At 72.6% G+C, this 15,954-nt stretch carries 16 protein-coding genes; 8 read left to right on the plus strand and 8 right to left on the minus strand.

Annotation, left to right across the window (positions count from 1 at the left end; translation table 11 throughout):
- Positions 1–206 precede the first annotated feature (206 nt).
- The gene (locus tag BJ979_RS07195; RefSeq protein ID WP_218853458.1) at positions 207–1,094 is read left to right on the plus strand and encodes a cupin domain-containing protein; all 888 of its coding nucleotides are present in this window, start codon (positions 207–209) and stop codon (positions 1,092–1,094) included.
- A gap of 19 nt (positions 1,095–1,113) precedes the next feature.
- Here the strand turns inward: BJ979_RS07195 and BJ979_RS07200 are convergent, their stop codons facing one another.
- From BJ979_RS07200 to BJ979_RS07210, 3 genes are all read right to left on the minus strand, one after another.
- Positions 1,114–2,595 (minus strand): HNH endonuclease signature motif containing protein, encoded by a 1,482-nt coding sequence (locus tag BJ979_RS07200; protein ID WP_179566615.1) that lies wholly within the window; start codon positions 2,593–2,595, stop codon positions 1,114–1,116.
- Between the two features lie 155 nt (positions 2,596–2,750).
- Positions 2,751–3,542: a MerR family transcriptional regulator gene (locus BJ979_RS07205; protein WP_179566618.1), complete on the minus strand. Its 792-nt coding sequence runs from the start codon at positions 3,540–3,542 to the stop codon at positions 2,751–2,753.
- A 259-nt stretch (positions 3,543–3,801) separates the two neighbouring features.
- A complete protein-coding gene (locus BJ979_RS07210; RefSeq protein ID WP_179566620.1) occupies positions 3,802–4,482 on the minus strand; it encodes a TetR/AcrR family transcriptional regulator C-terminal domain-containing protein in 681 nt (226 codons plus the stop codon).
- Positions 4,483–4,587: 105 nt separating this feature from the next.
- Between BJ979_RS07210 and BJ979_RS07215 the strand changes: the two genes are divergently transcribed.
- On the plus strand, positions 4,588–5,901 hold the full coding sequence (locus BJ979_RS07215) for an MFS transporter (RefSeq protein ID WP_179566622.1): 1,314 nt from the start codon (positions 4,588–4,590) through the stop codon (positions 5,899–5,901).
- A 50-nt stretch (positions 5,902–5,951) separates the two neighbouring features.
- Here BJ979_RS07215 and BJ979_RS07220 read toward each other — a convergent pair whose 3' ends face one another.
- Positions 5,952–6,824: an alpha/beta hydrolase gene (locus tag BJ979_RS07220; RefSeq protein WP_343046627.1), complete on the minus strand. Its 873-nt coding sequence runs from the start codon at positions 6,822–6,824 to the stop codon at positions 5,952–5,954.
- Positions 6,825–6,978: 154 nt separating this feature from the next.
- On the opposite strand from BJ979_RS07220, the gene BJ979_RS18115 reads away from it, so the two are divergent.
- Together BJ979_RS18115 and BJ979_RS07230 are read left to right on the plus strand one after the other, a co-directional pair.
- On the plus strand, positions 6,979–8,211 hold the full coding sequence (locus tag BJ979_RS18115) for an alanine racemase (RefSeq protein ID WP_179566624.1): 1,233 nt from the start codon (positions 6,979–6,981) through the stop codon (positions 8,209–8,211).
- 110 nt (positions 8,212–8,321) lie between these two features.
- On the plus strand, positions 8,322–9,083 hold the full coding sequence (locus BJ979_RS07230; protein ID WP_179566626.1) for a gamma-glutamyl-gamma-aminobutyrate hydrolase family protein: 762 nt from the start codon (positions 8,322–8,324) through the stop codon (positions 9,081–9,083).
- A 40-nt stretch (positions 9,084–9,123) separates the two neighbouring features.
- Here BJ979_RS07230 and BJ979_RS07235 read toward each other — a convergent pair whose 3' ends face one another.
- Complete coding sequence (locus BJ979_RS07235; protein ID WP_179566628.1) at positions 9,124–10,011, minus strand: hypothetical protein; 888 nt, start codon at positions 10,009–10,011, stop codon at positions 9,124–9,126.
- Positions 10,011–10,199, minus strand: coding sequence for a hypothetical protein (locus BJ979_RS07240; protein ID WP_179566630.1), 189 nt, complete (start codon positions 10,197–10,199; stop codon positions 10,011–10,013). Before BJ979_RS07240 ends, BJ979_RS07235 begins: the two co-directional genes overlap by 1 nt.
- A 108-nt stretch (positions 10,200–10,307) precedes the next feature.
- On the opposite strand from BJ979_RS07240, the gene BJ979_RS07245 reads away from it, so the two are divergent.
- The 3 genes from BJ979_RS07245 (at position 10,308) to otsB (ending at position 13,996) form a co-directional block, all read left to right on the plus strand.
- Positions 10,308–11,456, plus strand: a complete 1,149-nt coding sequence (locus BJ979_RS07245; protein WP_179566632.1) for an SLC13 family permease — start codon at positions 10,308–10,310, stop codon at positions 11,454–11,456.
- 84 nt (positions 11,457–11,540) lie between these two features.
- Entirely contained in the window at positions 11,541–13,148 is a 1,608-nt protein-coding gene (otsA, locus tag BJ979_RS07250; protein ID WP_343046628.1) for an alpha,alpha-trehalose-phosphate synthase (UDP-forming), read from the plus strand.
- Positions 13,145–13,996 (plus strand): trehalose-phosphatase, encoded by an 852-nt coding sequence (gene otsB / locus BJ979_RS07255; protein WP_179566641.1) that lies wholly within the window; start codon positions 13,145–13,147, stop codon positions 13,994–13,996. Before otsA ends, otsB begins: the two co-directional genes overlap by 4 nt.
- A gap of 79 nt (positions 13,997–14,075) precedes the next feature.
- Here the strand turns inward: otsB and BJ979_RS07260 are convergent, their stop codons facing one another.
- A complete protein-coding gene (locus BJ979_RS07260) occupies positions 14,076–14,786 on the minus strand; it encodes an SDR family oxidoreductase (protein WP_179566643.1) in 711 nt (236 codons plus the stop codon).
- Between the two features lie 179 nt (positions 14,787–14,965).
- Here BJ979_RS07260 and BJ979_RS07265 point away from each other — a divergent pair, with 179 nt between their 5' ends.
- Positions 14,966–15,514 (plus strand): MerR family transcriptional regulator, encoded by a 549-nt coding sequence (locus BJ979_RS07265; RefSeq protein WP_179566645.1) that lies wholly within the window; start codon positions 14,966–14,968, stop codon positions 15,512–15,514.
- On the opposite strand, the gene BJ979_RS07270 is transcribed toward BJ979_RS07265, so the two are convergent.
- Positions 15,501–15,953, minus strand: a complete 453-nt coding sequence (locus BJ979_RS07270) for a hypothetical protein (RefSeq protein WP_179566647.1) — start codon at positions 15,951–15,953, stop codon at positions 15,501–15,503. The genes BJ979_RS07265 and BJ979_RS07270 overlap by 14 nt on opposite strands.
- Position 15,954: the final 1 nt, after the last annotated feature.

Below are 15,954 nucleotides of genomic sequence, written 5' to 3' on the forward strand. Positions count from 1 at the left end.
CCGTGGGTCCGGCGGAGGTTCGAGTCCGGGGATCGGGCGTTCTGTTCGTGCTCCGCGCCGCGGGTTCTGCGGGGGAGTGAGACCAGCATCCGGTTCGTGGCAGGATGATCGGGCGCAATGCATCCGCATTAGTTGCCCATTCGTCCGGCCTTGTCAGTCGGGCCGTCGCCCGGCCGCTCATCCGGCCCCGTCGCTCAGGAGCACTCGTGTCCGATTCCGCACTCGCCGAGCCGGTCGTCGCGGCGCCGGATCGGCTCGCGGCGCTGCTCGAGCACTTCCGCGTGCGCACGAAGCTGTTCCACACCGGGCCGCTGTGCGGGGTCACGACCTTCGCCGCTCAGCCGGGCCGTGGGTTCCTGCATGTGCTGCGCGAGGGCGAGATGGAGGTCACCCATCAGGAGCCGGACGGGCGGATGCGGCGCACCGTCGTCGACCGGCCGAGCCTCGTGTTCTATCCGCGTCCGCTCGAGCACTCCTTCCATAACGCCCCGACCGACGACTCGGACTTCGCCTGCGCCGCTGTCGACTTCGAGGGCGGCGCGACGCATCCGCTCGTGCGCACACTGCCGTCGCTGGTCGTGCTGCCGCTCGATGCCGTCGGCACGCTCGCGCCGGCGCTGGAGCTGCTGTTCGCCGAGGTGGATGAGGTGGGCTGCGGCAGCCGGCTCGTCGCCGATCGCCTGTTCGAGGTCGTGCTCATCCGCCTGCTGCGCTGGATCCTCGACAACAGCGGCGAGATGGCGCTGCCGCCGGGGCTGCTGCTCGGGCTCGGTGATGAGCGGCTGACGGCGACGCTCGTCGCGCTGCACGAGAACCCGGGCGCCCCGTGGACGCTGGAGCAGATGGCGCGCACCGCCGGGCTCTCGCGCAGCGCCTTCGCGGAGCGCTTCCGCGCGACGGTCGGGCAGCCGCCGAACGACTACCTGATCGAGTGGCGGCTGACGCTCGCGCAGCAGCGGCTGCGGGCCGGATCGTCGGTGCAGTCGGTCGCGCTCCAGCTCGGCTACGCGAGCGTCTCCGCGCTCTCGCGGGTGTTCAGCCAGCGGCTGGGATGCTCGCCGCGCCAGTGGCTCGCGGAGGTCGCCGCCGCTTGACGCGCCGCGCGTTCAGTCTTTAGAAGGGCGCGGGGTCGAGGTACTCGAGAAGGTCGTCGGGAACTCCTGCTCGGGGCGGCGGAGGACAGGGCGAGCCGGCGACCGGTTCAGACGGATCGCCCCGGTCGCGCTGCCGATCGCGGGCATCGTGGAGGTGGCGGATCGGGTGTTCGAGTGGCACGAAGGCGACCGCTGGAGCGGGTGCGTCTTCGCGGTAGGTGCGCCCGGTCGGGGAGGTCCATTCGAGAAGCCCACCGGCATGCTGTTCCACTCTCCAGGCGGTGAACTGCTTCATCGAGTGATGTCGCTGGCACAGGTGGGCGAGGTTGGTCAGGTTTGTCGGGCCGCCGAGGGCGGCATCGATGGTGTGGTCGAGTTCGCAGCGGATCGCCGCAATCCGGCATCCGGGGAAGCGGCAGTGCAGGTCACGGGCGCGCAGGTGGCGGCGCTGATCGAGACTCGGCCGGTACCGGTCGACCGCAACCGTGGCGCCGTCGACGGGATCAGTGAGCAGGCGGGTCCAGGAGCTGGTGTCGCCGGCGAGGTAGCGGGCGGTACCGGTATCGATCGGCGAACGCCCGATCAGGTCGGCCGGGTTCTCGTCATCGCCGAGCAGGGTCAATGCGGAGACGGTCACCTGCACCTGCGCGCGGATGGCGCCCAGCGCACCGGGCCCGTCACCGAACGCGGTCGGATCGAGCGCGGGTGTGCCGGCGAGGAGCAGATCCGCGAACACGTCCGCGCGGATCTGGTCGGCCGTGCGGCGGTCGGAGATCTCCCGCGCCGGAGCTTCGTGCGATCTCGTCCCGGACGGGTCGGCGGTGTCCTGCACTGCGTGCGCCATCCGCGTCAGCCGATCCAGGATGCCGTCGCCGATGACCGTGGGGACGGTCGCGATCACGTCGCACATCCCATCCCTGCCTGAGATCAGGCGCACGGCCCGAGCACGGGTGGCGTCTTCGTGGCGTTCGGTGGAGGTGCGCTCGGTGAGCTTCTCGGCGTAGAGCTCCAGGCTGGCGCGAACCCGGTTCGGGGTATCGAAGAGACTGCGCTCGATCGCCTCCCGCTCGAACTCTCCCCGCCGATCGACTGGGACGATCCGTCCGGCGTCGACGATCACGGCGACGTGGCCGCGGGTGATGAAGCCGTGTTCCCATGCCGACAGGGCGGCCGGGTAGAACTCGACGATCTCGCGGGCCTCGCCGATCCGCCGCTGAATGGTCCGGTCGGGCGAGCGGAGTACTCCGCCGATCTCGGCCGCGATCGACCGGAGCGCCATGTCGTGGGCGCGCACGTTCGCGGGTGCGCCGGCTGCTTCGGCTTCGGCGAGCTGCCCGGCGCGGGCGAGCATCCGCACCTCCGCGACCTGACCCGCGGTCAGAGTCGCGAGTGCGACCTCCGCCTCGCCGACCAGGCCGGTCAGCGTCACGGTCCCGGCGACGACTCCGTCAGCAGTCGGCGTCGCGCCGGTGCTGAGCGGTGTCGTCGTGGGCTTCTCCATACCTGCACTGTGACATCCGCCACCGACATTCACCGGTACACGAGCGCGCACACGAATCGCAGATCAGATGCACATTCCACCGACATCGACGCAGGCGCACCGGCTCGGCGAGACACCCCGTGTCAACGGGATCTGACTGTCGTCGGGCTCGTACCTCACATGCCGGCGCTCGCGCCGCGCGGCGACGCAGTCACGCCGTCCTGGACCGCCGCATCCGCCCCCTCGCGCGCCAGCGCATCCGCCCGCGCGAGCACGAGCAGCTGCGCCGGATTGAACGCCTCGAGGAACGCCGCGGAGATGGCCTCCTCGGCCACCCGCGAGCGGCGGGGCGACGCTCCGATCGGGTCGCTGAGCCAGGGGAACCGGCCCTGGTCCGCCCGGATGCTCGCCGCCATCAGCCGGGCCAGCCGCTCGCGGGTGGTGGCGTCGGCGTCGGCGGCCAGCTCGGCGAACTCGACGCCGAACCCGCCGTCGTCCTCGGGCCCGTCGTCGGCGGCGATGAGGTGACGCAGGTCGTCGAGCTGCTGCTCATCGAGCACCGTGCTGAGCACGGTCAAGATCCGCGACCAGCGCTCATCGAGCTGGTCTGCGACCGTGCCGAACGCGGCCGGCAGCTCGAGCGGTGCCCGGTACTCGAGCACCACCGCGAGCTCGGCTCGCACACGCTGAAGTCGTTCGATGGTGGCGTCGATCTCGGCGTCGAGCATCCGCACGGCGTCGGCCGGGTTCTCGTCGGCCCGGCTCAGTTCCGCGATCTGGGCGAGGGGGATGCCGAGGTCGCTCATCCGCCGGATCTGCAGCAGCCGCACCAGATGCACCGTCTGGTACTGCTTGTAGCCGTTCGCGAGCCGCTCGGGCTCATCGAGCAGGCCGATGCGGTGATAGTGCCGCACGGCCTTGACGGTCGTGCCGGCCAGCTCGGCGAGCTGTCGCGTGCTCCAGGCCATGCGGCGTGCCTCCTCGGTCATCGCGTACGTCCGTCCCGTCCGGCCGTCGAGCCCGACCGCGGTGCGCATGCGACGGGTTCGTGTCAGCAGTACAGACCATGACCCTGGGGCACGGTCAAGAACGCGTCAGCGAGGATGCGCGCCGGGTCATCGGCGGGACGGGGGTCGAGTCCCGACGGCCAGTCGCGAGTCGACCACCCGACGACGCGGCGATCTGCTGCTGCCGCACCGGCCGACCCTGCCCCGACCACTCCCTCGATCAGCCCGCATCTCGTTTCTGACGACCGGCTCCGGCATCTCCATCCCCGAGCACGTGGCCGATCCCGTCGAGCGCGACCTGCAGCTTGCGGCCGAACCAGCGTGAGGGGTCTCCGCTGATCGCCTCGACGAAGGCGTCGCGGGTCACGCGCGGCATGGCCGCCATCCACTGGTCGTCGGCGACGCGGCGGGTCTCGTGGATGCGCGCCGCCAGCTGCTCTCGACTGCGGGTGCTGTCGATGGCGAGGTCGATGACCATGTCGACGGCGAGGGCGGAGTCGAGCGCGCTGAATCCGCAGTGCTCGAGCGTGGCGAGCGCGGCACCGAAGATCTCGAGCAGCGGCGGATGCCCCATCGGCACGATCGGCGGCAGGCTCGCGACGCCGGGTCGAGCCCGCAGGGCGTGCCAGAACTGCCAGGTGAGGTCGTCGAGGTAGCTGCGCCAGTCGTCGCCGTCGAGCTCGGGCGGATGGATGTCGCGCAGCACGTCGTCGAGGGCGAGGCGCGTGAGGTCGTCGGGTGCGTCGATCGCGCGGTAGACGGTCGCCGGGTTGACCTCGAGCCGACGGGCGACGTCGACGACCCGGATCTCACCGGCGGCGGGATGCTCGGCCAGCTGCGCCAGCACGGCCGCGGTGAGCGCGGCGGTGTCGATGCTGCGCGGGCGGCCGGCGGGTGTCACGCGCTCATTCTGGCATCCCGTTTCTATTTTGCGAGAGGCATTGCATAATTAAGCGCCGGCCGCCCAGGCAGCGCGGAACGCTGCCGCCCACCGCGAGAGGAACCCATGACATCCACCGCCTCCCTGCCGCTCGGCGAACCCGGCGACGCCTCCGACGCCGCATCCGCTGCGCCCGCATCCGACAGCGCATTCGCCTCCCGCCCGAAGCCCCAGATCGGCCTCGTGCTCGGCTCGGTGCTCGTGCTCTACCTCGGCCAGATGATGCTGAATCCGCTCGTCGCGCCGCTCGCCCGGCAGATCGGCCTCGCCGAGTGGCAGATCGGGCTGATGGTCAGCATCTCGGCGATCACGGTCGTCGTCGGCAGCAGCTTCTGGGGCCGTCGCTCTGTCTCCTGGGGCCGCAGGCCGGTGCTCGCGATCTCGATGTTCGGCGGGGCGACCGCGCTGCTGCTGTTCGCCGTGCTCGCCCAGCTCGGGGTGCTGCGCGCCCTGCCGACGACCGTGCTCTTCGTGCTGCTGGTGATCGTGCGCGGACTGCTCTACGGCTTCATGGTCTCGGCCGCGATGCCGACCGCGCAGGCCTACATCGCCGACACGACCGAGACCGAGGAGCAGCGCCGGCGCGGGCTCGGCGGACTCGGCGCGATGCAGGGACTCGCGATGGTGCTCGGCGCGGCGGCGGGCGGCGCGCTCGCCGCGTTCGGGCTGCTGGTGCCGATCTGGATCATCCCCGGGCTGGTTCTGGTCGGCGCTCTCCTGGTCGTGACCCGGCTGCGGCGCGAGACCCGGCACGAGCTCATCGCCGACCTGCCGAAGGTCAGCGCTCGCGACCGGCGCGTCTGGCCGTTCCTGCTGGCCGGCTTCGGCGCGTTCACCGCGCTCGGGCTCATCCAGATCCTCGTCGGCTTCCTCGTGCAGGACCGCTTCCACCTCGACCCGAACATCGCGGCGACCGTGACCGGCGGTTCGCTGCTCGCTGCCGGGATCGGCATGGTGCTCGCGCAGGCGATCATCGCGCGCCGGGTCAGCTGGAGCCCGCGCACCCTGCTGATCGTCGGCGTCGCGATCGCGCTCGCCGGGTTCGTCAGCCTGCCCTTCGATCTCGGGCTGCCGCTGTTCGTCGTCGCCAACGCGGCGCTCGGCCTCGGGCTGGGCCTCGCGATGGTCGGCTACACGGTCGGGCCGACGCTGCTCGTCTCGAAGCGCGAGCAGGGCGGGCTGGCCGGGCTCACCGCATCCACCACCGCCCTGACCTTCGTCATCACGCCGACCCTCGGCACCGCGCTCTACGGCGTGTGGGGTCCGCTGCCGATCGTCGTGGCGATCGCGGTGCTCGTGCTGGTGCTCGTCTTCCTGCTCGTGCACCCGGCGTTCCGCGCCGCCTCCCGCGCGCAGCGGGCGACGCCGCACGAGGGCTGACGGCGGCGGCACGCCCGGCCGGTGCCGGGGCGCGGCGCCCGGGCGGCCGCTCAGCCCTGCATGAGCGCGAGGATCTGCTGCGTCAGCGTGCTCGTGACCTTGCGATCGGATGCGCTGGCCGGTTTGTCGCCGGGCTGCTCGCCGTAGTCGCCGAAGGAGGCGTGGTCGGCGCCGCGGATCTCGACGAACGTCGCGCTCGCCGGCAGCAGGTGCCGGGCCGCCTGCACCTTCGCGGGCGTGCTGAGCCCGTCGCGGGAACCGCTCAGGCTCAGCACCTTCGCGTCGGTGCTGGAGATGTCGGCGGCGCAGTACGAGCCGAAGAGCACGAGCCCGGCGATCGCGTTCCGTCCGCTCGCACGGTCGTCGGCCACCAGTTGGCAGGCGCGCACGCCGCCGAGCGAGTGCCCGCCGACGTACCAGCGCTGCACCTGGGTCGCGCCCGCGGCATCCGCCACCTGGGTCAGGTCGCTGAAGCCGCGCGTGTCGAAGAGTGCGAAGTTCAGGGCCACCGAGGGGATGACGACCACGACGCCCGCGTCGGCGAGCCCGCGCAGCTTGGCGGCGTAGGCGGCCGGCTCGACTCGAGCGCCGGGCAGCATGACGAGCCCGGCTCCGGTCGCGCCCTGCTTCGGGATGAGCACCACGCCCGCGTCGCTGCGGGTGACGACGATGCTCGTGTCGTCGTCGAGGGCGGCGAGCGGCTTCGGCTCGGCGCGCATCGGGTCGAGCGCCCAGATCACGAAGCCGAGCAGCGCGACGAGACCGGCTGCGAGCGCGGCGAAGCCGACGCGGCGCACGATCCGCGCGGCGCGGGAGCGCGGACGGCGGATCGCGCCGGCGCCGGATGCGCCGACACCCGTCGCTCCGTCGGCCGACTCGGTACCGGCGTCGTCGCCCGCGCGGGCCGCGCTCTCGTCACTCACCCGGCGAGCGTAGCCGGGGGCCGCCGGGCGGCCGCCGCGCGTCCGCCGCGCGTCCGCTCGGCACGCGGGCCGCGCGGGCCCGTCGCCCCGCCGCGCCGGATCGCACCGCGTCGCAGCACCGGGCCGACCCTGCTCGGAAGGTAGCGTGGATGCCGTGACTGACCTCCGCCTCAGCGCCCGCACCAAGTCCATCCCGCCGCGCTTCTGGAACCGCTCCGCCGCCGAGATCGCCGGCGAGCGCCACCGCATCGACGAGTTCACGACGCCGGTGCTCGCGCTCGACGAGAGCGCCGAGGGACACAACATCCGCCGCTTCGCCCAGTGGGCGAAGGAGCAGGGCGTCGAGTTCGCCCCGCACGGCAAGACGACGATGTCGCCGCGCCTCTGGCGGCACCTGACCGAGGCGGGCGCGACCGCGATCTCGGTCGCGACCCCGTGGCAGGCGCAGCTCGCCCGCAGCGAGGGTGTGCGCCAGGTGCTGCTGGCGAGCGAGCTGCTCGACCCCGCGGCCGCGACCTGGCTGGCCCGCGAGCTCGACGACGACGCCGGCTTCCGGTTCTCGTGCTTCCTCGACTCGCAGGAGGGCCTCGAGGTGCTCACCGCGACCCGCGGCGACCGCCCCGTGGATGTGCTGATCGAGCTGGGCGAGCAGGGCGGACGCACCGGACGCCGCAGCTCCGACGAGGCCCTCGCCCTCGCCTGGGCCGCCGCGCGCGAGAGCCGCGTGCGCCTGCACGGACTCGCCGGCTACGAGGGCTCGCTGGTCGCCGACCGCAGCCCCGAGTCCGAGGCGAAGGTGCGCGCCTACTACGCCCGCCTGATCGAGCTGTTCGAGACCATCGAGTCCTTCGAGCTGTGGGACGCCGACCGTCCGCCCGTGATCACGGTCGGCGGTTCGATCTGGTTCGACGTGGCCGCCGAGGTGTTCGCCCCGCTCAAGGACCGCGCCCGCATCGTGCTGCGCGCCGGATCGTTCGTCGCCCAGGACGACGGCGTCTGGGGCGCACAGTCGCCGCTCGGCCCGCAGTCGGGCGTCGAGGATCCGCTGCGCCCGGCCCTGCGCCTCTGGAGCCGCGTCATCTCGCGCCCGGAGAAGGGCCTCGTGATCCTGGATGCCGGCAAGCGCGACGTGCCCGGCGACCTCGGATTCCCGGTGGCGGTCGCCGTCGACGGCACGTCGCTCGCCGGTCACGAGGTGTTCCGCCTCGACGACCAGCACGCCTACCTGCGCGTGCCGGAGGACAGCGCGCTGAAGCCCGGCGACGTCGTGCGGCTCGGCATCTCGCACCCCTGCGGCGGCTTCGACCGCTGGCGCGTGCTGCCGGTCGTCGACGACGCGAACGCGAAGAAGCCGCGGGTCGTGGGCTTCGTCGAGACCTGCTTCTAGGCCGCTCGCCGACACTGCTCGAAATGACGCACATCCGGGCGGTTCGACCCGTGTGACGCCGCCCTCGCGCCGCAACACGCGCGAAACGCACGCGGTGCTTGGATGAGCGCGTGAGCTCCGCCCGCCCCGTCATCGGCATCACGACCTACCTCGAGCCCATCCGCTCGGGCATCTGGGATCTGCCGGCCGCCTACCTGCCCGAGACCTACCTGCGCTCCGTCATCGACGCGGGCGGGATCGCCGTGCTGCTGCCGCCGCAGCCGGTGGATGCGGAGGTCGCCGCGGCGACGATCGCGAGCCTCGACGGGCTGCTCGTCACGGGAGGCTACGACGTCGACCCGGCGCGCTACGGCCAGCCGGCGGGCGCGCACACGGATGCGCCGCGCGACGACCGCGATGACTGGGAGGATGCGCTGCTCACGGCGGCGATCGCGGCCGAGCTGCCCTTCCTCGGCATCTGCCGCGGCCTGCAGCTGCTCAACGTGCACCAGGGCGGCACCCTGCTGCAGCACCTGCCCGACGCCCTCGACGGCGACACCCGCTACAGCGGCGACGCCGGCGTCTTCGCGATCAACGAGGCCGCGCCGGTCGACGGCTCCCGCATCGCGGGGCTCTACGAGGGTGCGGCGAGCGTGGATGTGCGCAGCTACCACCATCAGGCGGTCGACCGGCTCGGCGACGGGCTGCGGGTGACGGCCGTGTCGGCCGGCGCCGGGGCGACCGAGCAGGTCGTTCAGGCGATCGAGCTCGAGGGCGACGCCTTCGGGGTCGCCGTGCAGTGGCATCCCGAGCAGATCGGCGATCTGCGGGTCTTCCGCGGACTGGTGGATGCGGCCGCCGAGCACCGCCGCGCCCGCTCAGCCCGGGGCTAGTCCGCGAGTGCGGGGACCGCCGCGGCGATCCCCGCTGAACTCACTCGGCGTCGCCTGCCGGCGGGGTCTTCGGCGTGCGCGGGGTGCGCGGCTTCGCGGCGGGCTTGGGCGTCGAGCCGCTCGTCGCGCCGGCGCTGGACGAGGCCCGGCGCGTTCCGGTCGATCCGGTGGCCGTGCTCTTCGACGCGCTCGACCGGCCCGCGGCGGGCTTGCGGGCCGGCTTCGCGGCGGCGCCCGTGGTCGCGGCCGTCTCGGTTCCGGTGCTTCCGGCGTTGGCGTGGCTGACGGCCGACTTCGGCGTCGGCAGCACGGCGGTGTCCGCGGTTCCCGCGCGGTCCGCGGCGTCGACGGCGAGGTCGTCGGCGGCGGTTCCGGCCGCATCCTCGTCGGTCGCCGCGGTCGAGGCGCTCGTCGTCGCGGCGCTCGAGGAGCCCGCCGACGTCGTGCCGCTGTCGGCGACCACCGGCGCGATGGGCCCGGTGACGTTCGACTCCTCGGCGATGCCGGCGGGAGCCGCGATCGTGTGCGGGGTCACCGAGGCGCTCGGCGCCGTGGCCGTGGGGGCGCCGCCCGCGCTCGACCCCGTGGGAGCCGCGGGAGACCCCTCAGCGCTCGCAGCGCCGGCAGCGGCTGCCACATCCGCCGGGGGAGCGGTCGGCGTCCAGTCGGGAGCCGGAGCGGCCGCGGTCGGCTGACCGGGTCCGCCGACCGGACCGGGTGCGGGCGCCGGCGCTTTCGGCTCGTGCCGGTCGAGGTAGAGCTGTGCTGCACGGGTGCCGACCACGAGGAAGCGGACCAGCAGCACGAGCAGGATCACGATCACCGCGAACACGAAGAGCAGGAACGCGGCCCAGAGGCCGAAGCCGATGAAGTGCAGACCGTAGCCGTGACCGAAGCCCGGGCCGCCGCCGGGGATGAGCGGATTCATCAGTCCTCCAGCTCCAGCTCGCGGTTGTCTTCGATGACGGTGCCGACCGCGATCGCGACGGTCATGGCCCAGCTGATCCACATCAGCGCGAGGCGCCAGTCCTTGGGGCCCTTGCGGGTGGTCTGGACGAGGCCGAAGGCCCCGAAGAGCGAGCTCAGCACGCTCGTGTTCAGCAGGTACTTGCGCATTCCGCCTCCTCAGCAGTGCGGCCAACGCTACCCGGCGCGGGAGGCGTGTTCCCAGGGTCTACAGTGAAGCGCCAGCCCCGATGGTCGTGGTGGCGGAAGGAACCACGGTTGCGCACCGCGATCATCGGCGCCGTCCTGCTCGTGCTCGGCGTCGTGGCCGTCGCGACGGGGCTCCTGCCCTTCTCCGAGGCGCTCGCCGTCGCCGACCGCACCTGGCCCATCCTGCTGTTCGTCGTGGCGATCACGGTCGTCACCGAGCTCGCCGCCGAGGCCGGCCTGTTCACCGCGATCGCCGAGCGCACGGCCCGCTGGGGCGCCCACCGCGCCTGGCTGCTCTGGATCTTCGTCGTGCTGCTCGCTGTGATCAGCACGGTGTTCCTCTCGCTCGACACGACGGCCGTGCTGCTGACGCCCGTCGTCGTGCAGCTCGCCCGTCACAACGGCCTGCCGCCGCTGCCCTTCGCGCTCACGACGGTGTGGCTGGCGAACACGGGATCGCTGCTGCTGCCGGTGTCGAACCTGACCAACCTGCTGGCCGAACATGCTCTCGGCGGAATGCAGGCCGCATCCTTCGCCGCGATGATGGCGCTGCCGGCGCTCGTCGCGGTGCTCGTGCCGTGCGCGGTGCTATTCCTGATCTACCGCCGCGACCTGCTGCGCCGCTATCAGCCGGGAACGCCCGAGCCGATCGGCGACAAGGTGCTCTTCCGTGCCTCGGCGATCACGGTGGCGGCGCTGCTGCCGCTGCTCGTCTCGGGTCTGCCGGTATGGATGCCGGCCTGCGCCGGAGCCCTCGTGCTCGGGGTGCTGTTCGCCGTGCGCCGCCGTCGGGTGCTGCGCTTCGCGCTCATCCCGTGGCAGCTGGTCGTGCTCGCCTCCGGCCTCTTCCTCGTCGTCGAGACCGGACACGCGCTCGGCCTGACGGGGATGCTGGCTCAGCTCGTCGGCGGAGGAGAGGGCCCGCTCGCCCTGCTGCGGCTCGCGGGCACGGCCGGCGTCGGCGCGAACGCGATCGACAACCTCCCCGCCTATCTGCTGCTCGAGCCGCTCGCCGAGAGCCCGCACCGCATCGCGGCGCTGCTCGTCGGGGTCAACGCGGGGCCGCTCATCACGCCGTGGGCGTCGCTCGCGACCCTGCTCTGGCATTCGCGCCTGACGTCGATGGGCGTCGAGATCTCGTGGCGGCGCTACGCCCTGCTCGGGCTGATCGTCGCGCCGCTCACGGTCGTGCTGGCGACGCTCGCGATCCTCGTCTGACGACGGCGGGCTGAGCGAGCCCGCACCCTGGCACTCGACTGTCAACCCGAGAGCCCGCCGAACGCGCGCCGATAGCCTGGGCTCGTGCCTGACGACAGATCCCATCTCGTCGTCGTGTCGAATCGCCTCCCCGTCGACCGCACGGTCGGACCCGACGGGGAACCTACCTGGTCGCAGTCGCCCGGCGGCCTGGTCACCGCGCTCGAGCCCGTCATGCGCTCGGCCGGCGGTGCCTGGGTCGGCTGGGGCGGTCAGCCCGATCTCGGTCTCGAGCCCTTCGAACACGACGGCATCCGCATCATCCCGATCGACCTCAGCGAGTCCGACATCGAGAGGTACTACGAGGGCTTCAGCAACGACACCCTCTGGCCGCTGTACCACGACGTCATCGCGCCGCCGAGCTACCACCGCCTGTGGTGGGACAGCTACCTCAGCGTCAACCGGCGCTTCGCGGATGCGGCCATCGCCGCCGCCGCGCCCGACGCGACGGTCTGGGTGCAGGACTACCAGCTGCAGCTCGTGCCGCGCATGCTGCGCGAGGCCCGGCCCGATCTGACGATCGGCTTCTTCAACCACATCCCCTTCCCCGCCTACGGCATCTACTCGCAGCTGCCGTGGCGCACGCAGATCATCGAGGGTCTGCTCGGCGCGGATGTGATCGGCTTCCAGCGCGTCGCCGACGCCGGCAACTTCACCCGCGCGGTGCGGCGCCTGCTGCCCTACTCGACGAAGGGCTCGATCGTGAACGTGCCCGACGGCGACGGCGCGCGTCAGGTGCTCGCGAAGGCGTTCCCGATCTCGATCGACACCGCCGGCTTCGAGGAGCTCGCTCAGAGACCCGAGGTGCGGGCGCGGGCGGAGCAGATCCGCCACGACCTCGGCAACCCGCGCAAGATCATGCTCGGCGTCGACCGGCTCGACTACACGAAGGGCATCCGGCACCGGGTGAAGGCCTTCGGCGAGCTGCTGGCCGACGGCCGCATCGAGGTCGGCGACGTCGCGCTCGTGCAGGTCGCCAGCCCCAGCCGTGAGCGCGTGGAGACCTACCGGCAGCTGCGCGACGAGGTCGAGCTGACCGTCGGACGCATCAACGGCGACTACGGCACCATCAGCCACCAGCCGATCAGCTACCTGCACCACGGCTTCCCGCGGGAGGAGATGGCGGCGCTCTATCTGGCCGCCGACGTCATGCTCGTCACGGCCCTGCGCGACGGGATGAACCTCGTCGCCAAGGAGTACGTCGCCGCCCGCAGCGGCGACCTCGACGGGGTGCTCGTGCTGAGCGAGTTCGCCGGCGCCGCCGACGAGCTGCGCACGGCCGTGCTGATCAACCCGCACGACATCGCCGGGCTCAAGGACGCCATCCGCGGCGCCCTCGACATGCCCCGCGAGGAACGGCGGCGGCGGATGCGCGCCATGCGCAAGCGGGTGCGCGAGAACGACGTCGAGCACTGGTCGGCGACGTTCCTCGACGCGCTGCGTCGCGTGCGGCGGGGTGACGACCTGTCGGCGCTCTCCGCGTCGGGCAGCCGCCGCTCGGCCGGGCAGGCACCCGGACCGGACACCGCGCCGCCCGGCCACGAGGCCTCCGGTGCGCACGCGGCGTCGGGAGCGCACCGCGGCTCCGGTCATGACGAGGCCGCGCCCCCGCGGGTCGACCCGGGAGCCTCCGCGATCGGAGCCCCGCGATGAGCACAGGGGAGACGGTGCGCGAGCCGGACCGCGCAGCGACCGGGCGCGCGTCGGCGCATCCGCACCCGCTTCCCGACCCGCTCGCCGGGGCGCTGCGCGAGCTCGCGCACCAGCGCCGCCTGCTCATCGCGCTCGACTTCGACGGCACCCTCGCGCCCGAGGTCGACGACCCCGAGAAGGCGCGGGCGCTGCCTGAAGCGCGGGCGGCGGTGCTGCGGCTCAACGCCCTGCCGAACACGCGCGTGGCGATGGTCAGCGGGCGGGCGCTCGGCAGCCTCATCCACGTCACCGATCTTCCCGACGACGTGCTGCTGGTCGGCTCGCACGGCATCGAGCTGCGACTCGACAACCCCGACGACGCCCTCGCTCTCAACGATCAGGAGCAGGAGGACGTCGAGGTGCTGCACGAGGTGCTCGGCGAGGTCGCCGACTCGCTCGACGACGTCTGGCTCGAGCCGAAGCCGGCCGGCTTCGCCCTGCACACGCGTCTCGCCTCCGACCGCGCCTCGCGTGTGGCCCACCTGGTGGCGCTGACCGAGACCGCGGCCGAGCTCGACAACCTCACGGTGCGGCACGGCAAGAACGTGCTCGAGTTCTCGGTGCGCTCGACGACGAAGGGCGAGGCGGTCGAGCACCTGCGGCGCTACGTGAAGGCGGATGCGGTGTTCTACGCCGGCGACGACGTCACCGACGAAGACGCCTTCGCCGCTCTCGAGGCACACGACCTGGGCCTCAAGAGCGGCAGCGGCGACACGGTCGCGGCGCACCGCGTCGACGGCCCCGCGGAGGTCGCGGCGGCGCTGGCGGCGCTGGCGACCTTCCGCGAGGGCGACGTGCACGAGCAGTAGACGCCCGCGCCCCTCTCAGCCGCGCAGCTCAGCCGGGCAGCTCAGCCGCGCAGCTCAGCCGGGTGGCTGAGCGAGCTGTTCAGCCGCGCAGCTGGGCGAGCTGCTCGGCGTAGAACTCGACCGGGTCGGTCACCGCGCCCTTGACGTGGTGGCTCCACTCGTCGACGAGCACCTCGATGTCGCCTCTCTCGATGCCGTCGAGGGCGATGCGGGCGACCTCCGCCGGGTCGACCATCGGCCCTTCGTAGCCGGCCATGATGTCGGTGTCGGCGGCACCCAGGTGGATGCCGGTGACCTGTGTGCCCTGCGCGGCCAGCTCGAGGCGGATGCCGGCGGTGAGCGCCCACTCGGCCGCCTTCGCGGGCGCGTAGGCGCCGGCGCCCGGGGTGCTGAACCACGACAGCGCCGAGAGCACGTTCGCGATCGCGCCGCCGCCGTTCGCGGCGAGCACGGGAGCGAAGGCGCGCGCCATGCTCAGCGTGCCGAAGTAGTGGGTCTCCATCTCGAGCCGCACCAGGTCGAGGTCGCCGGCGATCAGGTCCTGTCGGGTCGCGATCCCGGCGTTGTTGATCAGCAGCTGCACGTCGCCGGCCTCGGCCGCCGCGGCGACGACCTGCTCGGCATCGGTGATGTCGAGGCGCAGCGGGCGCACGCCCTCGAGGTCGATCGTCTCGGGGCGGCGCGCGGCCGCCCACACCGCGGCGCCGCGCTCCCGCAGCTGCTCGGCGAGCCGGCGGCCGATGCCGCGGTTCGCGCCGGTGACGAGGGCGACGGTTCCGTCGATCTTCATGGTTCTCCTTGCTGCCGCCGCCGGTGGGCGGGGCTGTCGATGCGAGCGCGCGGATGACGCGCCGGGTTACCGTAAGACCTGACATCAATGTGAGGTGCAAGCGGGCGTCTCGACGACCGCGTCGGCACCTCGACCATCACTCGCATCCCAGACCGCACCAGCGAGGAAGGAACGCATCCATGCGCATCGGCGATCTCTCCGCGGCGACCGGCGCGAGCGTGCGCTCGCTGCGCTACTACGAGGAGCAGGGGCTCATCGCCCCCGACCGCACCCCGGGTGGCCAGCGCGAGTTCGACGCGCTCGATCCGGCGCGGGTCGCGTTCATCCAGCAGCTGTTCGCGGCCGGCATGACCAGCTCGAGCATCCGCGAGCTGCTGCCGTGCACGCACTCGGGCCGCACCACGCGGGCCCAGCGCGCGCGGCTCCGCGCCGACCGCGACCGCATCGCCGAGCAGATCGACCGCCTCGTGCAGGCGCGCGACCGACTGGATCACGTCATCGAGCTGGCCGAGGAGCGCGCTTACGACTCAGCATCCGACCCCGACCGCGCCTCCGATCCCGAGCCGGGTCGGCCCGACGGCGGCTGGTGGGGATCCGGTCTGGTCGGATGCGACACCGACCTCGCCGCGATCCCGGTGTCGGGAGAGAGAGCGGAAGCGGGAAAGGCTTCGACTGCGGTCGCCGCGCCCGCCGGGACGGAGACGGCCCCGGCTCTCAGCCCTTCGTGATCGTGCGCGGCACCCAGTAGACGGGGTCGATCGCGCGGATCCCGGCGTCGGTGGCGATGAGCTCGACGTCGGAGACGACCTTCGCCCCGTCGTCGTCGCGGCCGGTGACGGTGACGATCACGCGTCCGTCGGACGCCGACCGGGTGCTGATCGTGACCTCCTTCAGGCCCGGATCGCGATCGTCGCTCTGCGCGGCGGCGACCGACTCCGAGCAGCGGTTCGGATCGTCGGCGTAGTCGTTGCAGAAGGCGACGGCGTCGGTGCTCGGCTCGCCGACGCCCGCGCCCGACTCGATCACGTGCGCCATGAAGGTGTTCGCCTCCTTCGCCGTGACGGCGACGGGGGAGTGCTGGCCGATCGCGATCGCCCCCGCGACAGCGCAGCCGGCGACGGCGACGGCAGCTCCGGCGCCGAGGCCGGTGATCGCGCGAGTCGGCATG

This window comes from Schumannella luteola, assembly GCF_013408685.1.
GTDB classification, from domain to species: domain Bacteria; phylum Actinomycetota; class Actinomycetes; order Actinomycetales; family Microbacteriaceae; genus Schumannella; species Schumannella luteola.